The sequence below is a fragment of the Bacillus sp. FSL W8-0519 genome (assembly GCF_038005585.1).
Classification (GTDB): domain Bacteria; phylum Bacillota; class Bacilli; order Bacillales; family Bacillaceae_G; genus Bacillus_A; species Bacillus_A paranthracis.
Window position 1 is genome coordinate 1,313,688 of record NZ_JBBOTL010000001.1, and the last position, 22,185, is coordinate 1,335,872.

The window sequence follows — 22,185 nt, forward strand, 5'->3', positions numbered from 1 at the left end:
AGATTAACATATGCAAATGATGTATGCTTTTGGCATTGGGCTTGTATTATTTTTAGCCGTATTCTTATTTATTCGGAAAGACGTGCAAGGCGGGACGTTAACGAAAAGAGGTTTTTATAAAATGATCGGCTGTTTAGTTGTTATGTTTATAGCGATTATCGTAATGATCGTTTTAATAAATCGGTCACTATAGAATATAAAAATGGAACCTTACATCAGTAAGGTTTTTCTTTTTTGTATAAAATCGGAAAATTCCCACGATATCCATTTACTGCATATAATGGATATTATATAATTTAATAAAATGATAGATAGGGAGAATAGTATATGAATAAAAAAACTATCTTCTTTTTATTAATATGTCTATTACTTGTAGCTAGTACTACTTATATAATATGTAACAAACGAGAACAAGTGCCACCTATGTTAGTATGGGAGGGGCAAGAATATTATGTTACGAATGAACCTGCCAAAGCAGAAGAAGTCGGGCAAAGGCTAGGAGAAGTAACAAAGAAAATTGAAACAAGTGAAAAACCTATTAAAAATAGTGAATCCAACATAGTACAGGAAAAAACAGAAGTATTCACAATGATAGAAGAAGAAAAAGGTCCCCACTCACCTTTAATCATAAAGGAGCCTGATGGTGAAGAATATAGAATTGTGAGGCCAATGTTAAAAGTATTATAAAGTGAAAAGGAGATTCCTATGCAGACAGTAACTTCATATCCATGGTCGTTAAGAAAAACGTTTGTCTTTTTCCTTTGTTTTATCCTTCCACCAATCGGTGCAATCTACATTGTAATGAATAGAGGGGCACTACAAAAGAGAGACTTCATTTTATACGTATTATTTGCTGCTATTAATATATCGCTTTGGTTGTCACTTATGATTTTTGATCGGGGCGTGTGGCTGGTGTCGGGGCATTATGTGCTTGGAGCAATTGTAATTGTTTTTTCGAATATAAATAAGAGATAACCTAGCAATTTTAAAGTTGCTGGGTTTTATTTTGCTATTTATAATGAAGAAACAAATTTTTAATAGAGAGTAGTGAGCGTTATGAGATGGAAAGAGGGAACGTTTGAGGAAATTGAAACGAATGACTCATCTATTGAGAAACTCATACATACATTCAAGGAACAAAACGTAAATGGCGGAGCGGTTATAAGCTGTTTTAAAGTACATAATGAAAATTTTTTCAAAGAAATACCACATTTGAAAGATGGATACGATCACTTCTTTAGAAGAATCTTCAACTCTTTAGATATAATGCATAACTTAGAAGAGTTAAAAATACATACGTCAGAAAAATATAAGTTTCATTTTGAAGAACATCTGGCAGTCATGCTTGATGGTAGCATTGCCGCGCAAATTTTGTGGGGCGGAGCATATGAAACATTTAAGGAACGACCAGTTATCGCAAAGCAATTAGCAGTCAATGTATGCCAATATATGTTCCAAGATCGATACGAAGATATTAAAGTTTTTGAAAGCTATCACCCTTGGACAGATTGGTTTTATGATGTTGCGTGGGATGTTACTTGGATGGTGTTGGATAGTAGGGAGCAGAAAATGTGGTTAGTTTGTGCTACTGATACGGATTGATAGATGGGAGAAGTTTTATGCCAATGGTCTTTGCTAGTGCTTTTAGCAAAGATAGAGGTGGTGACTAGAAAATCGTTGCAGATGATAACTTGAAAGAAGTATTGTTTGCCAATGCGAAGTCTTTGGAGAAGAGGTTTGGTGGGAAGTGATTGATTTAGATAAAAAAGAGAAGCCATATCACGTAGAAAGTTGATATGGTTTCTCTTTTTTTATGACCCCGGAGAGGCTCGAACTCACGACCTCCACCCTGTCAAGGTGGCGCTCTCCCTGCTGAGCTACGGGATCTTCAAAAATACTTATGTAATAGCATCTTTACTCATTATGTTAAAGCAATTATATATAATTAACTGAAATTTTACAATATTTTTATAGTAATCTTTTGAACAGGAAGAATTTGGAGTCAATTTAGTAGTGTATTAAGGAATATATAGGTAGGGAATGTAATGAAAAGTGGGTTAAAATAGAGCGGTTATATTATTTTTTTCGATACCAATCCAAAGGACCTTCATCACTCAAATGAACAAGAAAAGGGAATAAGAAGTGTAAAGGTAAGCTTAAAAGTTCTGGCATAGCATTTACGGTCTTCTTTGATAAATATTGCCTTCCGAAACAATACGGACAATCTTTTTCAAATGTTACGAGTATCGACCATACATCTTTTACTTTCCATTTCGTTTTACAATACGTACAGTGCGCCATGAAGTTCCTCCTCGGTTTTAGATATTTTCTAATATATTCCATTTCATTGTAATAAATTCAAGTGTATTTCGTGTGATAAAATGTGAGTTTTTTATAAAAAGATAATAAAGCTATTAAATTTTATCACACGAAACAAGCATACCCTCGTCCTAAATCCAGACCGGGAGTATGCTTGCTTAATTTTCAATATAGTGTACCGCATTGTATTCAACATATACCAATAAAGCTAAGGTTTATTCAATGATCGTGTCCGATTGGTGAGGGTTAATTATATGTCCAGCTGTTTACACATTGCCCAAATAACTTCGCGTTAAGTTTGGAAGAATAATTTTTCCATTCTTACTGTATTTATCGAATAACTCTGATAGGAGAAGAACAAAGCTTTTATACTCTTCGTCATTTTCTTTCGGAGCATAGGACGCTGATAAATTCCTTCCTAAAAAGCCTTCATAATCAAAAAGTAAATCATTTTGATATTCTTTAAACTCGTATTTTCCATCTTTAAAAAAGCTGTTAAACATTTCTGGAGTTTCATCTATTCCACCGCTAAAGCCTTTAAAGGTTGGACAGGTTTTCTGGCAAATTTCTGCGTTCTCTTTAATAAGTGGACTAGTTACATCTCTACTATTCCAAACAAGAGCAACGTTTGCTTTTTGTTTCAAAATTCGTTGGCATTCGATTTTGAAAGCTTCTTTATCAAACCAATGAAATGCTTGAGCAACAGTTACTAAATCCACACTATTTTCTTTTAAAGTGGTATTTTCGGCAGTTGCTTTTATTGATTGAAAATGAGGATATCGTTTTAACGAGTGCTCTGCCATTTTTCTCATGTCGTCATTTGGCTCAACGCCAATAACATGTAAACCACTTTCAAGCAGCTGGCAGCTAAATATCCCTGTACCTGAACCAATATCGGCCACAATTTGATTCTCATTTAATTCGTTAGCTGAAAGCAAATACTCAATATATTCATTGGGATAACTAGGTCGATATTTCGCATATATATCGGCCTTGTCAGTAAAATTTTCTGTTGTTTTCACCTTACTACCTTCTTTCCAGCAATATTATGTATAGAAATAGGAACCAAATAGTAATTTCCGCATCAATCTCTAAGTCTACAACGTAAAAGTTCATCTAAATGGAGCTACCTTAGTGCTCTTATTCAAATTATACTATTTTGCGTGATATCTTCCAAAAGACCATGATTTTTTATTCATCTAAATGGTTTAATTGTTGAATAATATGACCATTTGTATATGGAACGAGAGGTATGTAGGATAAGCGATTTCCATTTTCAATATCTAAATTGGCCAATATATCCTTTTTACAATTTACTTAAAATCATGTATAACAGAGATACAAGATTATTTTATAAATATTCAAAAGTAAAGGGAGAATTATCGTAATGGTAAGGAAAACGTTCAAGATGCGCGTATCTAAAAATAGAACGATTTCAATTAATGGCTCAATTCTTGATGTGGATGTTACACATGATGAGTTTTTGCAAGAGTTTGTTGAGTGGGTCGATTCTAAAGGTTGGTCGTTTATGGGGATGACCGATGAGATTACACCTGAGGAAGCTAGTCAAAATTTAATAGATTCATTGATTGATGAGAAGGATAAGAAAGAATAATTCTTTCTTATTTTTTATTGTATATTTATGTTCTTCATCGTAAAAGTATGATATAGTAAAAAACAGTGAATATTCTTCCAATTTAATACAAATTACATATAGATTGGTAGATTCAATTTTTAAACTGTGAGAGTATAGTGAAAAGGGAGAGTCATATGGTAAATTTAAAGAAAATTTTGGCTTTTGTTACCGTTATTTGTTTATTTTTTTTGACACCTATGACGTTACGTGCTGAGACGAATATTGGAGTGAATCCAGAACAAGTGGCGCCACCACCTAAGGAAGGACCAAATGTTTTTAGTCAGTTTGCAACTACAATTGATGCGAAAACCGGAGATATTTTGTATGATAAAAACGCACATCACCGTGCATTTCCGGCTAGTATGACGAAAGTGTTAACGGCGATTTTACTTATGGAACATACGAAGCCAGAGGATCAATTTACATTTTCACAATTAGCATTAGATCAAGAGAAGAGTAATTATCAAATTGAGTTTCAACCTGGTGAGACGATTAATAGAAATACTGCACTTATGATTTTAATGGTGCTGAGTGCAAATGATGTGTCGTATGCGATTGCGGAGCGTATTGGCGGAAGTGTTGAGAATTTCGCTAATATGATGAATGAGAGAGCGAAGCAATTAGGCGCTACCGACAGTCATTTTGTAACACCAAACGGATTGCATGATCCGAATCATTATACTACGCCATATGATATGGCTATGATTACGAGAGGTGTGCAAAAGTATCCTGAAATTTTACAAGCGATGAATACGAAAAGAACGACAGTTACGACATCTAGGCAGACGGTGTCTATTTTTAATAAATCTACTTATTTTGAAAATCCATATAGTATTGGTGGTAAGACAGGTTTTACAAATGAAGCGCGCAATACACTCGTTTTATTAAATGAGAAGGATGGAAATCGTATTATAAATGTAGTAATGGCTTCTCAAAGACCTGAAATTTATGAAGATTTAAAGCAGATGGCGGACTATTCTTTCGGTCAATTTGTGAAGCAAACTGTACTGGATAAACATAGTTGGCATCAAAAGACAACGTATTTAAATAAAGATATTGATAGTGAGCTTGAAAAAAGTGCAGAACTAATGCTTAAGAAAGATGAAGGGAAAAATGTGAAGACGACGTTCCGGGCGGCTACATTAGATAAAGATTCTTTGTATCATAAAGGAATCCATCGCGGTGAGGTAGTTGGGGCAGTTGATATTACGAAAAATAATCAAACAATTGCGACGGTAAATGTTCTTTCAAAAGAAGATGTTACTTTTGCGATGCCTAAAAAAGATACGGCTACGCCTGAAGTAAAAGAATCAAATGTGAAAATAATAAGCATTGGGATAGGAGCTGCTGTACTATTTGGAGCTATTTTATTTGTAGTGCTACGCCGAAATACAACAGGAATGAAATCAGAAGAAAAATAAATTACTAATTAAAAGGCAGTTCAGCATGAACTGCCTTTTTTATTTTTAAAATAACTAATAATTGTAAATCTTCTTATTGCATTTTTAGTTTGTTCGTTATATTATTTAGTTGTGTTCTTGTTAAAGAACAAAAATGAATATTGCATACTTCAAATAATATAAAACAACGGAGAGGAAGAGAAACGATGAAATTAATTTGGAAGGTGATTAGCAACGTTATCTCATTTGTTTTATTTGCGTTGATGGTTTGCTTAGCTTTTGTAGTTATTTCTTCAAAAGCGAGTGGTGGTGATCCAACGGTAATGGGATATCAATTTAAGAGTGTTCTTTCAGGATCGATGGAGCCAACATTTTTAACAGGATCAATCATTGCGATAGAGCCGACGAAAGATGGTTCTAAATATCAAAAAGGTGATGTTATTACCTTTAAAGAGAAAGATGAAAAAATTATCACTCACCGTATTATCGGTGTGAAAGATATAAATGGAAAAGTAATGTATGAAACAAAAGGGGATAACAACAACGGCGCTGATTTAGAACCAGTACTTGCGGAGAATGTCATTGGAAAATACGCGGATATTACAGTTCCTTATGCAGGGTATGCATTAAATTATGCAAATTCAAAAGCGGGAGCTGCTTTACTTCTTATTATTCCAGGAGTCTTTTTATTAGGATATTCCGCTATTACTATTTTTGGTGCTATTCGTAGCATAGACGGAGAAAAGAAAGAGAAAAAAGTAGAACAATCTGTCTAGTTCATTTGGTTATACTTTCCGTTTAGGAAGTTGACAAATATATAAATCAAGGGGATATGGACATGACTTTAAAGAAAAAATTAGGAATGGGTATCGCATCAGCAGTATTAGGAGCAGCGTTAGTTGGCGGAGGAACGTTTGCGTTTTTCAGTGATAAAGAAGTGTCAAACAATACATTTGCGGCTGGTACGCTTGATTTAGCATTAAATCCATCAACAGTTGTTAATGTATCGAATTTAAAGCCTGGTGATACAGTCGAAAAAGAATTCAAATTAGAAAATAAAGGGACATTAGATATTAAAAAAGTACTACTAAAAACAGATTACAATGTAGAAGATGTGAAGAAAGATAATAAAGATGATTTTGGTAAACATATTAAAGTAACATTCTTAAAAAATGTAGACAAGCATGAAACAATCGTAAAGGAAACAACGCTAGATAAATTGAAGGGTGACACACTTACTGCGGTAAATAACGATTTAGCTGCTTGGTTCTGGGATGAAAAAGGTATTTCTGCAGGTAAGTCTGATAAATTCAAAGTGAAATTTGAGTTCGTTGATAATAAAAAAGATCAAAATGAATTCCAGGGGGATAAGCTACAATTAACTTGGACGTTTGATGCACAACAAGGTGAAGCTGAAGGAAAATAATAAGGACAAGAAAAAGAGACTATCAAAAATGATAGTCTCTTTTTTGCTAAAAGTGAAATATAAAAAGAAACATAATTTTTATATCATTTTGTAATTCACTTTATTATAATAAAGATATAGTTCTTGATAAAGAACAAGTTGTTCGATAGGAGAGATTAAAATGCTGAAGCAACCGCGTAAATTCAAAAAGATGCTTATATTGCCATGTTTGTGTTCTATTACTTTTTATTTAGGCTCTCAAATGATGACTTATACAGAAGCAGCTTTCGTTCATGAAACGAAAGTAGCGGCTACTATTTCTACAGCAAGTATTTTTCCAAAAACAGTTGATCAATTAATAGAACAAGCTAAGCAGCATAAGGAAGTTATTTTGCATGAGTACGAAGGGATGAAATCAAAATTAAATGTTAGATCCACTCAGGAATTAGAACAGGCGCTTGTTATATGGAAGCAAGGGCGTGAGAAGATAGCTACTGAGAGAGAATCGTTACAAAAAGTATATAAATCAATAGAAGAACCTTATAATCAAGTACAAGAAGAGTTAAAAGGAAATACAACTGAATCGAATAAGCAAGTATTCTCGTATGTGAATGCTGGCTTCCATATAGTAAAAGAAAACTGTGAGTATATTGATAAAGAAGTTAATTTACAAGTGATTGATAAACAAATTCAAGATTTTGAGAAGTTACTAGTAGATGAAACAGCAAAACAAGTGAGTGAGGCTGAGAAGCAAAAAGAACTAGAAGAGAAGAAACAAGAAGAAGCAAAAAAACTAGAAGAGAAAAAACAAGAGGAAGCGAAAAAACTAGAAGAGAAGAAACAAGAAGAAGCAAAAAAACTAGAAGAGAAGAAACAAGAAGAAGCAAAAAAACTAGAAGAGAAGAAACAAGAGGAAGCGAAAAAGCTAGAAGAGAAGAAGAAACAAGAGGAAGCAAAAAATCAAGAAGAGAGTAAGAAACAAGAATAGCAAGTAAAATACAGCAACATATAGAGCGAATAGCGGTTATACAGCCGAATAGGTGAGAGAGCATTGCGACTCACCTATTCGGCTGTATCCTCTTTATTTTAACGATACATGTAAAAATCTAGAAGATAGGAGAAAACTAGTTGACAGTATGATAGTGAAGGAGAATAATTAGTTTAAATATTAATTCGCATTTTTTATTTCTCGATATTTTTTGGAAATTTCAGAATAATATTGAGAAATAAAAATAACTGAAAATATTAATAAATATTTGTTGTATTTATATAGGTTTGTTCGTTATAATGAACATAAGGTTTTTAAAAAAGAACAAATATTAGCTAATGCTAATATAGTTTTAGTTACATCTCTTATTTTAAATAAGAGATAGCAATAAAAATATAAAAAAACAGCTAGGGGGAATTGATTGTGAGTCTGAAAAAGAAATTAGGTATGGGAGTTGCATCAGCAGCATTGGGGTTATCTTTAATTGGTGGAGGAACATTCGCATACTTTAGCGATAAAGAAGTATCGAATAATACATTTGCGGCTGGGACGTTAGATCTTACATTAGACCCTACAACGCTTGTAGATATTAAAGATTTAAAACCAGGGGATTCTGTTAAGAAAGAGTTCTTATTAAAGAATAGCGGTTCATTAACAATTAAAGACGTTAAACTAGCGACAAAGTATACTGTGAAAGATGCAAAGGGCGATAATGCTGGTGAAGACTTTGGTAAGCACGTTAAAGTGAAATTCCTTTGGAACTGGGATAAACAAAGTGAGCCTGTATATGAAACAACTTTAGCAGACTTACAAAAAACTGATCCAGATCTTTTAGCTAAAGACATTTTTGCTCCTGAGTGGGGAGAAAAGGGTGGATTAGAAGCTGGTACAGAGGATTATTTATGGGTACAATTTGAATTTGTAGATGATGGAAAAGACCAAAATATCTTCCAAGGTGATTCATTGAATTTAGAATGGACGTTCAATGCTAACCAAGAAGCTGGAGAAGAAAAATAATAAAAAAGCGGGTATCCCCCGCTTTTTTTTATAAAGAAAAAAGAAGTGCCGATTGTAAGCACTTCTTTCTATTTATTATTTTTGATCTTGCTTCCATTTTGTAAATTCAAGAAATTCACGAAACTGTTCTTTGGAGACGCCGGAGTTCATTGCATCTTTAACGAGTTGTGTCCATTCGGAGTCTAAGTGATTTTCCTTTGTTGTTTCATCATGAAGTAGAGTATCAACTGGAATTTGTAGAACTGCTGCAATTTTTTCAAGAAACTGAATGGAAGGGTTTTTTTGTAAATTTCGTTCTATAGAACTAATGTAAGATTTAGCAACACCAGCTTTTTCGGCAAGTTCAGTTAATGAAATACCTTTTTGTAAACGCAGGCGTTTTATACGTTCTCCAATCATATTTGCGCACCTTTCTATCAATATGTCGTCGTCTTATGATGTCATTATTATAACATAAACTTCGCTAAAAAGAACAAACCTATTGAGCCTGGCTTGATGGTTTCATACGTTGGAAAAAATGTTCGATATCTTGCAGAGCGATACCAGCGTCTAGAGCTTCAAGTATTAAATCAATCCATTCTTGATCCAATGCGTCAGTCTTATCTTTGTACAAATGTAATTCCTCCCTAATTATCGGTCATAACTGCTGCTACAGAATACGTGATAATACAATCAGATTTTGTATTTATGTAGTGAATTATCAAATATTTTGTAGATAAAACAAAGATAAAATCCCCATTAAATTCCCTCTATGGCGATTATAAAGTTTCTGACAAATATTTTCAATATTTTCAGAAAACATTGTTGAATTGTGATATATTCGTATGCTAACTATGGAATTTTTACAAATATATTAAAAACATTACATAATATGACTAAATATTGAAAAAATATTGAATTTTTAATAAAATTCAATTTGTAATACATATTATTTATTAGGGGAGGAAATAAGGGATGAACAAGAAACCGTTCAAAGTTTTATCATCGATCGCTTTGACAGCTGTATTAGGTCTTTCATTCGGAGCAGGTGGTCAGTCTGCATATGCTGAAACGCCTGTTAATAAGACAGCTACGAGCCCAGTTGATGATCATTTAATTCCGGAAGAACGTTTAGCAGATGCTCTAAAAAAACGTGGGGTAATTGATTCGAAGGCTTCAGAGACAGAAACAAAGAAAGCTGTCGAAAAATACGTAGAGAACAAAAAGGGTGAAAATCCTGGGAAAGAAGTATCAAATGGGGACCCACTTACGAAAGAAGCATCGGACTTTTTAAAGAAAGTGAAAGATGCAAAAGCAGATACGAAAGAAAAGTTAGACAAACCAGCAACAGGCACACCAGCAGCGACAGGACCAGTTAAAGGTGGTCTAAATGGTAAAGTACCAACATCTCCGGCAAAGCAAAAAGCGTATAACGGTGATGTTCGTAAAGATAAAGTACTCGTTTTACTTGTAGAGTACGCTGACTTTAAACATAACAATATCGATAAAGAACCTGGTTATATGTATTCGGAAGACTTTAACAAAGAACATTATGAAAAAATGTTATTCGGTAATGAGCCATTCACATTAGATGACGGAAGTAAAATCGAAACGTTTAAACAATATTATGAAGAGCAATCTGGCGGTAGTTATACAGTAGACGGAACAGTTACAAAATGGTTAACAGTTCCTGGTAAAGCTGCTGATTACGGTGCAGATGCTGCGAGCGGTGGTCATGATAATAAAGGGCCAAAAGGACCTCGTGATTTAGTAAAAGATGCATTAAAAGCAGCTGTAGATAGCGGCATTGATTTATCAGAGTTTGACCAGTTCGATCAATACGATGTAAATGGTGATGGAAATCAAAATCAACCGGACGGTTTAATCGATCACTTAATGATTATTCATGCGGGTGTTGGACAAGAAGCAGGTGGTGGTAAATTAGGTGACGATGCAATCTGGTCACATCGCTGGACTGTTGGACCAAAGCCATTCCCAATTGAAGGCACGCAAGCAAAAGTTCCATATTGGGGCGGAAAGATTGCAGCATTTGACTACACAATTGAACCAGAAGATGGAGCGGTTGGTGTATTCGCACATGAATATGGTCATGATTTAGGCCTTCCGGATGAGTACGATACACAATATAGCGGTCAAGGTGAGCCAATTGAAGCTTGGTCTGTTATGAGTGGCGGAAGCTGGGCTGGTAAAATTGCAGGAACAACGCCAACGAGTTTCTCACCGCAAAATAAAGAGTTTTTCCAAAAAACAATCGGTGGTAACTGGGCAAATATCGTAGAAGTAGATTACGAGAAATTAAATAAAGGTATCGGTTTAGCGACATATTTAGACCAAAGTGTTACGAAATCTAACCGCCCAGGTATGATTCGTGTTAACTTACCTGATAAAGATGTAAAAACAATTGATCCTGCATTTGGAAAACAGTATTACTACAGCACAAAAGGTGACGATCTTCATACGAAGATGGAAACACCACTGTTCGATTTAACGAATGCAACTACTGCAAAATTTGATTTCAAATCATTATATGAAATCGAAGCAGAGTATGACTTCCTTGAAGTACATGCTGTAACAGAAGATGGTCAACAAACGTTAATTGAAAGACTTGGTGAGAAAGCTAATAGTGGAAATGCAGATTCGACAAATGGAAAATGGATTGACAAATCATATGATTTAAGCCAATTCAAAGGTAAGAAAGTAAAATTAACATTTGATTACATTACTGATGGTGGTTTAGCATTAAATGGATTTGCTCTTGATAATGCTTCATTAACAGTAGATGGTAAAGTAGTATTCTCTGATGATGCAGAAGGGACACCACAATTAAAGTTAGATGGTTTTGTTGTATCTAACGGAACTGAGAAGAAAAAACATAACTATTATGTAGAGTGGAGAAACTATGCTGGTGCAGATAACGCATTGAAATTTGCTCGTGGTCCAGTATTTAACACTGGTATGGTTGTATGGTATGCGGACTCAGCTTACACAGATAACTGGGTTGGCGTACATCCAGGACACGGTTTCCTTGGTGTAGTAGATTCTCATCCAGAAGCAATTGTAGGAACTTTAAATGGTAAACCGACAGTTAAGAGTAGTACACGATTCCAAATTGCTGATGCGGCGTTCTCATTCGACAAAACACCAGCTTGGAAAGTTGTATCTCCAACGCGTGGAACATTTACGTATGATGGCTTAGCGGGTGTACCGAAGTTTGATGATTCAAAAACGTATATTAATCAACAGATTCCAGATGCAGGACGTATTTTACCGAATCTTGGCCTGAAGTTTGAAGTAGTAGGACAAGCTGATGATAATTCTGCAGGTGCTGTTCGTTTATATCGTTAATACAGTAAAACTACCGAGAGGTTTTCTTTCGGTAGTTTTTTTGTGAGCAATGAATTTTATATACAAAAAGAAATTATATATAATGTAACTTTACGAATAGAAATTTATTATATATGAAGTCTATATAAATAATGAAAGAATTGGATAAAAATAGTGGGAGAAGGTGAATGAATGAGTGTTTCTTCTATTGTAAATAAACAAAAGGAATATTTTTATAATGGCCATACGAGAAGTGTAGAAGTGAGAAAGAATAATTTGAAGAAGCTTTATGAAGGCATTCAGCGTTTTGAAGAAGAAATATTTCAGGCGTTAAAATTAGATTTAAATAAGTCAGTTCATGAGTCATTTACAACGGAAGTGGGATATGTATTAAAAGAAATCTCTTTTCAATTGAAGCATATTTCATCGTGGAGTAAACCGAAGCGTGTTCGAACAGCACTCACTCATTTTGGAGCAAAGGGGAAAGTAGTGCCTGAACCGTACGGTGTGACACTTATTATTGCACCGTGGAACTATCCGTTTCAATTAGCAATTGCACCGCTTGTAGGAGCTCTAGCAGCTGGAAATACAATCGTTTTAAAACCGTCGGAGTTAACGCCAAACGTTTCCAAAGTGATTACAAGGATGTTAGAGGATTTATTCCAAGAAGAGCTTGTAGCGGTAGTAGAAGGCGGCGTTGAAGAGAGTACAGCTTTGCTGAAAGAACCATTTGATTATATTTTCTTCACAGGTAGTGTGGGCGTTGGGAAAGTTGTCATGGAAGCAGCAGCAAAACAGTTGACGCCGCTTACGTTAGAACTTGGCGGGAAAAGTCCATGTATTGTACATAAAGATGCGAAAGTAGATGTAACGGCAAGAAGGATTGTGTGGGGAAAGTTTTTAAATGCAGGGCAAACGTGTGTAGCGCCTGATTATATGTATGTGCATGCTTCCGTGAAAGAACAGTTAATTGAAGCGTTGCGACATGAAATTGAGGAGCAGTATGGAGAAGAGCCACTGCACAATGATAATTATGTAAGAATTGTGAGTGAGCGTCATTTTGAACGTTTATGTACGTTTTTGAAAGATGGTAAAACTGTAATTGGCGGGAACCATAAAAAAGAGACTTTACATATAGAACCAACAGTGTTAACTAATGTTACATGGAAAAGTTCCGTTATGGAAGATGAAATTTTTGGTCCGATTTTACCAATCATAGAGTATGACAATATAGAAGATGTAATTGGCACAATCCAGCAACATCCGAAGCCGTTAGCGTTATATGTATTTTCTGAAGATAAAGAGGTACAAAAGAAAGTGACGAGTAATATTTCATATGGCGGAGGCTGTATTAATGATGTCGTCTATCATCTTGCAACGCCATATTTACCTTTTGGTGGCGTCGGAAGTAGTGGATTAGGGAGTTATCATGGGGAAGAAAGTTTTCGGACTTTTTCACATTATAAAAGCATTTTAGCCCAATCTACGGCATTCGATATGAAAATTCGCTACTCTTCTACAAAAAGTGCTTTAAAATTCATACGAAAGTTGTTAAAATGATGATGGTGTTTATCAGTAGGCGTAGCCGTATGATAAAAGCCCCTTCGCAATGGAAGGGGTTTTTCTGTTCGACATTATGTATCATGCGAAAATGAATCAAACATACTACATAAAGAATAGAAGTGAACGCTTGCTAAATAACCATTTTTGTTTGGATCGAAACAAAAAATAGTCTATAGAACATAAATATGTATTCATGAATATAAAAATTTAAATTTGAGGTAGATAGGACGGGAAAATGAAAAAGATTATTAAAGTTGAAGCAGTAGAAAAACATTTTGGAAATCAAGTGATTATCCCACCGCTTTCTTTAGATATTAAAGAAGGGGAATTTTTAACGATTTTAGGGCCGAGTGGTTGCGGGAAAACGACGTTACTTCGTATGATCGCAGGGTTTGAAACACCAACTAAAGGGAATCTTTTGTTAGATGATGAAAAGATTAACGATTTGCCACCATATAAGCGTCATATGAACTTAGTGTTTCAACACTATGCGTTATTCCCACATATGAATGTGGAGAAAAATATTTGTTTCGGTATGAAAATGCAGAAAGTACCGGCAGCAGAGCAAAAAGAGCGTGCTGAAGAGGCAATGCGTTTAACGCAGTTACTTGAGTTCCGTAATCGTAAACCTGCAAAGCTTTCTGGTGGACAGCAGCAGCGTGTAGCAATTGCGAGAGCGATTGTAAATAACCCGCGTGTATTATTACTAGACGAGCCACTTGGAGCATTAGACTTTAAGTTAAGAAAAGACTTGCAACGTGAATTGAAAAACTTACAACGTAATTTAGGAATTACGTTCATATACGTAACGCACGACCAAGAAGAAGCGATGAGCATGAGTGATCGTATCGTTGTTATGAATAAAGGCCATATTGAACAAATTGGAACGCCGAAAGAAATTTATAATAAGCCGAAAACGTTGTTCGTTGCGACATTTATCGGTGAAAATAATATTGTGAAAAACGGGGAAGGCTATGTAGCAATTCGCCCTGAAAATGTAAAAGTGCGTTCGGTTGAAGAGCAGATTTTAAAAGAATACCACCTTGGACATATTGAAGACATTGAGTTTGTTGGAAATATGGAAAAGCTTTATGTACGTGATGAGAAAACATCAGAATTACTAATGGCATATCAAACTGCTGAAGAAGCAGCGCAGTGGAGCATTGGAGATAATGTATACGTAGGCTGGGAGCAAGAGGACGAGGTGACCTTAAATTGAAAAAAGGGAAATTACTCGCACTACCTACAGTCGCGTGGCTGTTAATATTCTTCCTAATTCCCCTTCTGTTTGTATTGGCATTTGCCTTCATGCAGCGCGGAGCATATGGGACAGTGGAAATGCAATTTACATTAGAGAACATAGCACGTGTATTTGACCCATTATATATGGGGACGTTATGGGAAACAGTGAAAATTGCGGTTATCACGACAGTAATATGTTTACTGATCGGTTATCCATTTGCATATACAATTACAATTGTTGATCGTAAATATCGTTCCATTCTTTTATTATTGGCAACGATCCCGTTTTGGATTAACTTCCTTGTTCGTTCTTACGCATGGATTGTTATTTTACGTTCACAAGGTCTTGTAAACACATTGCTATTGAAGCTAGGTATTATTAGTGAGCCTTTAAATTTATTATATAATACACCTTCTGTAATACTTGGGATGGTATATTCTTTATTACCATTTATGATTTTACCAGTGTATGCAGCGATTGAGCAGCTTGATAAGCGTAAGCTAGAAGCAGCTTATGATTTAGGAGCAACACCAGTAAAAGCATTTTGGAATGTTACAGTACCAATGACGATGTCAGGGATTGCTACCGGTTCTATTTTAGTGTTTGTTTCTTCTATCGGAATGTTTGTTGTATCAGACGTTATGGGTGGATCGAAAGTAGCATTAATCGGAAACGTAATTCAAAATCAATTCTTAGGAGCGCGTGATTGGCCGTTTGGATCTGCGTTATCTATGATTGTTGTTCTATTCTCTGTTCTGTTAATTTACTTATATTATCGTGCAACGAAAGTATATAAATATGATGGGAACGGAGGGGAATAGGCAAAGATGAAGAAGTTTTTAGTTTCTTATTCTTGGTTAATTTTATTGTTCTTGTATTTTCCAATGATGGTTTTAATGGTGTATTCCTTCAATGATTCTCGCATTAATGCGGAATGGGAAGGATTCACATTCCATTGGTATACAGATTTATTTCAAAAACAAGATGTTATTGATGCGTTTGTAAATAGTATGACGATTGCGGTCGTAACGACGATTGTAACGACTGTTCTTGGTGTGATTTTCGCAATTGCATTACATCGTTATAAATATCGTTATGAAGGTGCTATTAATGGTCTTGTGTATTTACCAATTTTAATTCCTGATATTTTAATGGGATTATCTTTACTTATTTTATTTAGTCAATTAGGTATGGAACTTGGTAAAACAACAATTATTATTGCACACATTACATTTAGTATTTCATTTGTTGTCGTTATTTTAGCAGCACGTCTTTCTGGTATGGGACGTGATTTAGAAGAGGCTGCGAATGATTTAGGAGCAACGCCGTGGCAAACGTTTCGTTTTGTAACGTTCCCAGCGATTGCACCTGGAGTTATTTCGGCTGCATTATTAACATTCACATTATCAATTGATGATTTTGTAATTAGTTTTTTCGTATCAGGACCAGGATCAACAACATTGCCATTATACATTTACAGTATGGTTAAGCGCGGAGTATCACCAGAAATTAATGCACTTTCTACAATTTTAATTGTGGCTATCGTAGGATTAATGGTTCTATCTGAAATCTTCCGTAACAAAGGTGCAGATGGTGAAGAAAACTCTGGAGGACACCTTCCTTTATAATACGAACGATATAGAAAGTACGAGGAGGTAATAAAACCGATGAAATTAATGAAAAGATTAGCCGGCGCAGCAATTAGCTTTAGCCTTGTTGCTGGTGTACTTGCTGGTTGTGGTGAAAAAAAAGAAGAGTTAAACATTTATAGCTGGGCTGACAATTTTGATGAGCAAGTGCTAAGAGATTTTGAAAAGAAATATAACGTGAAAATTAACTATGATAAGTATGCAAGTAATGAAGAAATGCTTGCGAAATTACAAGCAGGTGGCGCGAAGTATGATTTAATTCAGCCGTCGGATTATATGGTTAAAACGATGGCGAAAATGGATTTATTAGCGCCGTTAGATAAAAAGAATATCCCAAATATCGAAAACATGGTTTCTAATTTCAAAACACCTGCGTTTGATCCAGAGAATAAATATTCTTTAGTATATACTTGGGGCGTAACAGGTATTGCATACAATAAAAAGTATGTGAAGGAAGCACCTACAAGCTGGGCTGACTTATGGAATGAGAAATATAAAGGGCATGTAACTTTATTAAATGATTCTCGTGAAGTGTTAGGAATGGGTCTTAAGAAGCATGGATTCTCAAACAGCACGAAAGACGATGCACAGTTAAAGACAGCAGCAACTGATTTACAGAAGCTACTTCCAAACTTATTAGCATTTGATACAGATAATATTAAACAAAAATTCATTACAGAAGATGCTTGGATCGGAACAGTTTGGTCTGGGGATGCAGCATTTATCGCAAAAGATAATAAAGATGTAGAGTACGTTGTACCAAAAGAAGGCGGCACAATTTGGGCTGATACGTTAGCAATTCCAAAAGGTGCAAAAAACAAAGAGCTTGCAGAGAAGTTTATGAACTACTTATTAGATGAAAAAGTAAGTGTGAAAAACTACGAGTCAATTGGATACAGTAATCCAAATGAAAAAGCTCACCCTCTTCATAGTAAAGAATATCGTGATAACCACATGATCTTCTTAACGAAAGAAGAATTAGATCGTACAGAATGGCTTGTTGATGTAGACGATAAGCTAAAAGACTACGACCGTTACTGGACAGAGTTAAAAACAAAAGGTAAATAAGTAAGAAAATGCGGTTTCTACAGTAGAAATCGCATTTTTTCATAGTAGGAGGAAATCGTTTGAAGAAGTTGCATCAATATGAGGTAATGTGTATCGGTTTATTATTTGCTGTATTTGGCATTGTTGCTTGGCGAGTACATGCTGGCGGCGTTACAGTGATGGATACATATGTCCGAGGGGTAGTAAAAGGGTTACAAACAGAAAGTTCGCTTACATTTTTCTCACACTATACAAAATTAGGTTCTGCCATTGGAATTGTAACTGTGCTTATTATAAGTTTACTTGTTTTTTGGAGAAAACGTTATTATGCTGCGATGATTGTATATCCAATGGGCATTTTAACAACACATCTTGTGAATAAAGGGATAAAAGAAATTATGAAAAGAGATCGTCCGTCGTTAAATGAAGCATTTGATGCGCTTGGATATAGTTTTCCTAGTGGGCATGCAATGTTATCTATTATGACATTCGGGTTTCTTGCTTATATTATTGCAGCAAATTTGAAGAGTGTGACCGGAAAATATGTGATAACGCTTTTCATGGGAATAGTAATCGTATCGATTGGATTAAGTAGAGTTATTTTAAATGTACATTATCCAACTGATATTTTAGCAGGTTATTGTGTAGGTGGTATTTTGTTAATTATGGCGATTTATTGCCATCGTTTACTTACCGAGAGATTGGGACTTAATAAAGAGAGATAAAAAAACGTCTGGAAAAACTATCATTATAGTGTTTCCAGACGTTTTTTGTTTGCATGAAGATGTGATACATTATAAGTAACAATTGAATGATGTAAAGTAGGTGAAAATGTGTGAAAACAAATGTACATAAATTAGATAAGTGGGGAAAATTAGGAGCTTTTTTGTATCAGTTCCGTTATACAGTAATAGTAGCATTACTATTGGTTGCGATAGCGCTCGGTATTTTCGCTCCAAAGCTACCGGGAGTATTAGGTGGTGACGGTTTCCAAACAGAAGGAGACTATCAAAAAACGAAAGAAATTTTAGATAAAGATTTTAAGAGGTCTCAAGATACGCTCCTACTCGTTTTTGAAAAAAATAAAGGTGTTTCACATGAGGAATTTAAAAAGCAGTTAGAGGAAATTGTAAAGAATGTTCAAGAGAAAGAGACATATGAATCTTTCCATCATCCAGTGCAAAATAAAGAAATGTTACAAGATGATATCGGCTATGCGACAATTTTATTTTCCGGGAAAACAAATAAAGAACGAATGGAAAAGACATTACAATTTGCTGATAAAATTGAAAAGGAAAGTAATACAGCATTAAAAGTAACACCTACAGGGTTTCCGAAAATTAATAAAGAGATTAATGAAAGAACGCAAAATGATTTAAAAGTGGCAGAGATGATTGGGTTACCAATTGCATTTCTCGTATTACTATTTTCATTCGGTAGCCTTTTGGCATCTATTTTACCAATTGTAAATGGGGCACTTAGTGTTATTAGTACGATGGGCATATTATATTTTATAGGTAGTGATAAGGAACTATCTATCTTTGTGCTAAATGTTGCACCGATGATCGGACTTGCGCTATCTATTGATTTTGCGCTATTATTTGTAAATCGTTTTCGAGAGGAAGTTGCAAAGCGAACGGTAAAAGAAGCAATAGCAATTACATATCAGACAGCAGGGCGGGCAATCATATTTTCAGGATTATGTGTATTCGTTGGCCTATCCGGTTTGTTTTTCTTTAAAATCGATTATATTCAGTCTGTCGCAATTAGTGGAATGATTGTTGTGATTATGAGTATTGTATTCTCGCTCACACTTCTTCCAGCGTTATTATCATTAATTGGTAAACGAATATTAAAAAAGAATCAAGTAGCACATACGCCGGCAAAGGCATGGCGTACATTTGCACAATTTGTAATGAAACATCCAATTGCGATGATTATTGTTGTTACAACATTTATTGTAATTTGTTTATTACCATTACGTACAGCTAATTTACAGTTCCCTGACGTAGAAGCTTTACCTAAACAAAGTGATACAAGAATTGCATATGAGAAGTACGAAGAGGCATTTAATAAAACTGCAAAAACACATGCTGATGTTACGTTAGTGGTAGAGACGAAAAAAGATATGAAAGAAAAAGAAAGTTTACAAAAGGTAGAAGAAGTCGTTCAAAAGTTAAAAGATGATAAGAAAGTATATGAAGTAAGAAGTTTATACGACAGTTTAAATGGAATGAAATCAGAGCAAGTTGCGGGGATGTTACAGTCGCCAGAAGCTGCTAAAATAGCTCCGGTATTTGAATCGTATACGAAAGGAAATAAGACAACAATCGAAGTCTTTTTACATACAAAACCACGTACAGAAATTGCGAAACAGTGGGTGCGTGATTTTAAACAAAATTATAAAGAAACGAACGTTACATATTATCTAGGCGGAATGACGACGTTCCAACAAGAGTTAGAAGATGAAATTAAAGATAAAGTTGCAATTGGTATGTCTGTTATATTTGGATCGACTTTTGTTATATTATTATTTGCATTTCGATCTATACTCATTCCAATTAAGGCGATTATTATGAATATACTTAGTTTAAGCGCAACAATTGGAATTGTTGTTTGGTTATTCGAAGGTGGTCATTTTGGTTTAGAAGCAAGTCCAGTTCTATTTGTTTTACCAATCTTCATTTTCGGCCTCGTCTTTGGGCTTAGCATGGATTATGAAGTCTTTCTTATTTCGCGTATTCATGAACTGTATGAAGAAACAGGGGATAACGATCAGGCGACGTTAGAAGGACTTGTTTCAACAAGTAGAATTATTACATCAGCTGCATTAATTATGATTGTTGTAACTGGTGCGTTTGCTTTTACTGATATTTTACCAGTACGACAAATGGGGCTTGGCGTTGCATTAGCGATATTTCTTGATGCAACAATTATTCGTCTTATGCTCGTACCAAGTTTAATGAAATTGTTTGGAGACTGGAACTGGTGGTTACCATTTCGAAAGAAAAAAGAAAAATCATCGTAAAAAATACTCATCTTATAGATGAGTATTTTTTTATGAATAGCAAGACCTACATTTTGCAAATAGTATGTGATAAGAACATTACATATAAGTAGGTGAAGGCAATGTTTCGTTATTTTAAATTTAAGCTAAATGATACAGTACAGTTTGCAGAAAACGATGGGCATATGTATCGCATTGTCGGTTATCGGTTAGAAAAAGGATTTTATCCAAAAGATGAATGGACTCATATTATTTATGAATTGCTTAGAGATTTTGATGGGTATACGATGGATGCGGAAGAAGAGGAACTTGTAAAGGTCATTCAAGTAGAGGATGAGTATTACAAAATACAAGAAGTATCGGGCTATCGTTATCCGGTAAAAATGAAGCAAAAACAACAAGTGATGAAAGTAGAAAAGATGGATGACTTATTAGATACGTATAACGATTATAAGAGGTTGGCGGATTTCTTTAAAGATTTATCATATGAACAAAAAGCGGAAGAAGTGTTGCAGGAAATGAGAAGGCGTAGAGCATGAGGGGCAGTCTATTATAAGACTGTCCTCTATTTTTGACGGTGCATCAAATTGTATTTTCCGTTACAATGAGAGAATCAATAGAAATAAGGTGATACAGTATGGAAACGAAGAAGAAGGGCGAATGGTGCGAAATGACTGTGCCAGCGAAATGGAATGGTATAAGCATTGAGTCGTTATTAAAAATAGAATGGGAAATACCGAAAAAGTTGTTACATCAGCTTCGTATGGAAAAAGGTGTTACCGTTAATGGAGAACAAAGAAGATGGAATGAGCTTTTAAAAGAAGGCGATAAGTTGCAAGTTCATATGTTTATGGAGGAAGAATACGATGTAGAGCCTGAATATGGTGAATTACATGTAGTATATGAAGACGATCATGTACTCATTGTAAATAAGCCTGAGAAGATGGATACGCATCCTTCTGAAAAAGGCGGGATGGGAACACTTGCAAATCTTGTTGCCTTTCATTTTCAAATGCAAGGTTTAGAGACGAAGGTTCGTCATATTCATCGGTTAGATAAAGATACGACAGGTGGTGTCGTGTTTGCCAAACATAGAATTGCTGGTGCAATTATGGATCGTTTATTAATGGAACGAAAAATTAAAAGAACATATGCAGCTCTTGTAGAAGGCAAAGTGAAAAAAAAGCAAGGAACGATTGACGCGGCTATCGGAAGAGATCGCCATCATGCGACGAGACGACGTGTTTCTCCAAAGGGAGATCAAGCAATTACCTATTATAAAGTAGAGAAGTATTTTAGAAAACAAAATGTTACGCTTGTAACGTTACAATTAGAAACTGGTAGAACCCATCAAATTCGTGTTCATATGAGCTATAATGGTAATCCGTTAGTTGGGGATGTTTTATATGGTGGAGGAACGAAATATATGTCTAGGCAAGCGTTACATGCGATGAAGATAAACTTTTTACATCCAATTACGAAAGAAGAGATTGAAGTGGATGTACCATTTCCTACAAAATTAAATGACACAATGAAAGAATTTCAAAGAGTAAATGCGTAAAGTGTAAGTTTAAAGTTGAGAAAAGT

24 protein-coding genes and 1 tRNA gene are annotated in these 22,185 nt (G+C 35.0%); 20 read left to right on the forward strand and 5 right to left on the reverse strand.

Going from position 1 to position 22,185, the window contains the following annotated elements:
* Positions 1-10 precede the first annotated feature (10 nt).
* From NST14_RS06800 to NST14_RS06815, 4 genes are all read left to right on the forward strand, one after another.
* Positions 11-193: a DUF3976 domain-containing protein gene (locus NST14_RS06800; RefSeq protein ID WP_001178301.1), complete on the forward strand. Its 183-nt coding sequence runs from the start codon at positions 11-13 to the stop codon at positions 191-193.
* A gap of 134 nt (positions 194-327) precedes the next feature.
* Positions 328-687 (forward strand): hypothetical protein, encoded by a 360-nt coding sequence (locus tag NST14_RS06805; protein ID WP_001036551.1) that lies wholly within the window; start codon positions 328-330, stop codon positions 685-687.
* A gap of 18 nt (positions 688-705) precedes the next feature.
* Positions 706-975 (forward strand): hypothetical protein, encoded by a 270-nt coding sequence (locus NST14_RS06810; RefSeq protein ID WP_001195388.1) that lies wholly within the window; start codon positions 706-708, stop codon positions 973-975.
* 81 nt (positions 976-1,056) lie between these two features.
* Positions 1,057-1,602 (forward strand): hypothetical protein, encoded by a 546-nt coding sequence (locus tag NST14_RS06815; RefSeq protein ID WP_113732393.1) that lies wholly within the window; start codon positions 1,057-1,059, stop codon positions 1,600-1,602.
* Positions 1,603-1,814: 212 nt separating this feature from the next.
* On the opposite strand, the gene NST14_RS06820 is transcribed toward NST14_RS06815, so the two are convergent.
* From NST14_RS06820 to NST14_RS06830, 3 genes are all read right to left on the reverse strand, one after another.
* Positions 1,815-1,887: transfer RNA gene (locus tag NST14_RS06820), tRNA-Val, on the reverse strand.
* A gap of 189 nt (positions 1,888-2,076) precedes the next feature.
* Positions 2,077-2,301 (reverse strand): hypothetical protein, encoded by a 225-nt coding sequence (locus NST14_RS06825; RefSeq protein WP_000929655.1) that lies wholly within the window; start codon positions 2,299-2,301, stop codon positions 2,077-2,079.
* A 284-nt stretch (positions 2,302-2,585) separates the two neighbouring features.
* Positions 2,586-3,341, reverse strand: a complete 756-nt coding sequence (locus NST14_RS06830; RefSeq protein WP_000858642.1) for a class I SAM-dependent methyltransferase — start codon at positions 3,339-3,341, stop codon at positions 2,586-2,588.
* Between the two features lie 365 nt (positions 3,342-3,706).
* Between NST14_RS06830 and NST14_RS06835 the strand changes: the two genes are divergently transcribed.
* The 6 genes from NST14_RS06835 to calY all read left to right on the forward strand — a co-directional run bounded on the left by NST14_RS06835 (position 3,707) and on the right by calY (position 8,765).
* Positions 3,707-3,934 (forward strand): hypothetical protein, encoded by a 228-nt coding sequence (locus NST14_RS06835; RefSeq protein WP_000251858.1) that lies wholly within the window; start codon positions 3,707-3,709, stop codon positions 3,932-3,934.
* Between the two features lie 155 nt (positions 3,935-4,089).
* A complete protein-coding gene (locus NST14_RS06840; protein WP_000247652.1) occupies positions 4,090-5,376 on the forward strand; it encodes a D-alanyl-D-alanine carboxypeptidase family protein in 1,287 nt (428 codons plus the stop codon).
* Positions 5,377-5,561: 185 nt separating this feature from the next.
* Entirely contained in the window at positions 5,562-6,131 is a 570-nt protein-coding gene (gene sipW / locus NST14_RS06845; RefSeq protein WP_000767809.1) for a signal peptidase I SipW, read from the forward strand.
* 62 nt (positions 6,132-6,193) lie between these two features.
* Positions 6,194-6,781, forward strand: a complete 588-nt coding sequence (locus NST14_RS06850) for a CalY family protein (protein WP_000172834.1) — start codon at positions 6,194-6,196, stop codon at positions 6,779-6,781.
* A 160-nt stretch (positions 6,782-6,941) separates the two neighbouring features.
* Positions 6,942-7,748, forward strand: coding sequence for a DUF4047 domain-containing protein (locus tag NST14_RS06855; RefSeq protein WP_000917715.1), 807 nt, complete (start codon positions 6,942-6,944; stop codon positions 7,746-7,748).
* A 423-nt stretch (positions 7,749-8,171) separates the two neighbouring features.
* Positions 8,172-8,765, forward strand: a complete 594-nt coding sequence (gene calY / locus NST14_RS06860) for a biofilm matrix protein CalY (protein ID WP_000053740.1) — start codon at positions 8,172-8,174, stop codon at positions 8,763-8,765.
* Positions 8,766-8,840: 75 nt separating this feature from the next.
* Here the strand turns inward: calY and NST14_RS06865 are convergent, their stop codons facing one another.
* Both NST14_RS06865 and NST14_RS06870 read right to left on the reverse strand, forming a co-directional pair.
* Entirely contained in the window at positions 8,841-9,164 is a 324-nt protein-coding gene (locus NST14_RS06865) for a helix-turn-helix domain-containing protein (protein WP_000578880.1), read from the reverse strand.
* Positions 9,165-9,243: 79 nt separating this feature from the next.
* Positions 9,244-9,378, reverse strand: coding sequence for an anti-repressor SinI family protein (locus NST14_RS06870; RefSeq protein ID WP_000276217.1), 135 nt, complete (start codon positions 9,376-9,378; stop codon positions 9,244-9,246).
* Between the two features lie 341 nt (positions 9,379-9,719).
* Between NST14_RS06870 and inhA1 the strand changes: the two genes are divergently transcribed.
* The 10 genes from inhA1 (at position 9,720) to NST14_RS06920 (ending at position 22,159) form a co-directional block, all read left to right on the forward strand.
* The gene (inhA1, locus tag NST14_RS06875; RefSeq protein WP_001035919.1) at positions 9,720-12,110 is read left to right on the forward strand and encodes a M6 family metalloprotease immune inhibitor InhA1; all 2,391 of its coding nucleotides are present in this window, start codon (positions 9,720-9,722) and stop codon (positions 12,108-12,110) included.
* A 171-nt stretch (positions 12,111-12,281) separates the two neighbouring features.
* On the forward strand, positions 12,282-13,649 hold the full coding sequence (locus NST14_RS06880; protein WP_229142924.1) for an aldehyde dehydrogenase: 1,368 nt from the start codon (positions 12,282-12,284) through the stop codon (positions 13,647-13,649).
* A 238-nt stretch (positions 13,650-13,887) separates the two neighbouring features.
* A complete protein-coding gene (potA, locus tag NST14_RS06885; protein WP_000720320.1) occupies positions 13,888-14,871 on the forward strand; it encodes a spermidine/putrescine ABC transporter ATP-binding protein PotA in 984 nt (327 codons plus the stop codon).
* Positions 14,868-15,716: a spermidine/putrescine ABC transporter permease PotB gene (gene potB / locus NST14_RS06890; protein ID WP_000715494.1), complete on the forward strand. Its 849-nt coding sequence runs from the start codon at positions 14,868-14,870 to the stop codon at positions 15,714-15,716. The genes potA and potB overlap by 4 nt, the downstream gene beginning before the upstream one ends.
* Before the next feature lie 6 nt (positions 15,717-15,722).
* Positions 15,723-16,523, forward strand: a complete 801-nt coding sequence (potC, locus tag NST14_RS06895) for a spermidine/putrescine ABC transporter permease PotC (protein ID WP_000714204.1) — start codon at positions 15,723-15,725, stop codon at positions 16,521-16,523.
* A 39-nt stretch (positions 16,524-16,562) separates the two neighbouring features.
* A complete protein-coding gene (gene potD / locus NST14_RS06900; RefSeq protein ID WP_000772498.1) occupies positions 16,563-17,612 on the forward strand; it encodes a spermidine/putrescine ABC transporter substrate-binding protein PotD in 1,050 nt (349 codons plus the stop codon).
* An 86-nt stretch (positions 17,613-17,698) separates the two neighbouring features.
* Positions 17,699-18,316 carry a phosphatase PAP2 family protein gene (locus NST14_RS06905; protein ID WP_074543518.1) on the forward strand — a complete coding sequence of 206 codons (618 nt, stop codon included), beginning with the start codon at positions 17,699-17,701 and terminating at the stop codon, positions 18,314-18,316.
* A gap of 110 nt (positions 18,317-18,426) precedes the next feature.
* Complete coding sequence (locus NST14_RS06910) at positions 18,427-20,619, forward strand: MMPL family transporter (RefSeq protein ID WP_229142925.1); 2,193 nt, start codon at positions 18,427-18,429, stop codon at positions 20,617-20,619.
* A 101-nt stretch (positions 20,620-20,720) separates the two neighbouring features.
* Complete coding sequence (locus NST14_RS06915; protein ID WP_000490297.1) at positions 20,721-21,137, forward strand: hypothetical protein; 417 nt, start codon at positions 20,721-20,723, stop codon at positions 21,135-21,137.
* A 98-nt stretch (positions 21,138-21,235) separates the two neighbouring features.
* Positions 21,236-22,159: an RluA family pseudouridine synthase gene (locus NST14_RS06920; RefSeq protein ID WP_000448363.1), complete on the forward strand. Its 924-nt coding sequence runs from the start codon at positions 21,236-21,238 to the stop codon at positions 22,157-22,159.
* The last annotated feature ends 26 nt before the right edge of the window (positions 22,160-22,185 follow it).